At 64.6% G+C, this 728-nt stretch carries 1 protein-coding gene; it reads right to left on the bottom strand.

From position 1 onward, the window contains the following. Window positions 1–234, bottom strand: a 234-nt coding sequence (locus AC1DY5_RS57680; protein WP_478123048.1) for a transposase, incomplete at its 3' end; no start/stop codon positions are given. Between the last annotated feature and the right edge of the window lie 494 nt (window positions 235–728).

Here is a 728-nt window from a genome sequence, read left to right as displayed (position 1 = left end):
ATTCACGATCACGAACACATTCCCGCAGGCGAACAGCGCCGTCACCGCATTTCCGAGACCGAATGGCTCCGCCACCGGTGCGCGCCCGTGAACGGTTACGCCATGGGCCATCGACACCGCAGCGATCGATACGCCAGGCGAGCTGCATGCCGCGACGACTTGCGCCTTGAACTCGGCGCTATGTGTGCGCCGGCGTCGACGGCCAGCGCTGGCTTCGTTGGAAATAGTGTGCACGTGTCCACCAAGAACGTAGTGGACACGAGCATCCTAAAACGATCCGTCGCAATCAATGTGCCGCGGCGAGACGCTTACCATAATCCGTCCATTGGCCCAAGTGAAGCCGACGCGGGTGTAGGGCCACTAGCGATACTTGGTCTGCCGGAGCACCGAAGGACCGCTATTGGCCGTTGAGGGACAGTCAAGCTGCAATCGTTGCCCGGACCGACGGCGAGCCTGTCAGCGTTGGGGCCGGATGGCGCGCTCCAAACGTTTCCGCGGTGCGCGGGCGGGGCGGCAGGCTCTTGACCGCTTCCAACATCGCGTTGAGCCGCAAGGACTGGCTCACTTCTTCCCTGTCAGTGCGGAGATGGCAGCCAGCGCGGCTGGGTTGCCATTGATGAAGCGGGAGAGGCGAACGGCGCGCTCGGCGTCCGTGAGGGCCTTGCCTGCGCCTGGCGCATCGGGATCGTTCTCGGCGCCGTCCAGGCCGAAAGCCTGGCGCTCGAGGG

The organism is Variovorax sp. P4_D9, assembly GCF_056401695.1.
Note: the sequence above shows the minus strand (reverse complement) of the source record. Positions and strands in the feature narration are given on the sequence as shown.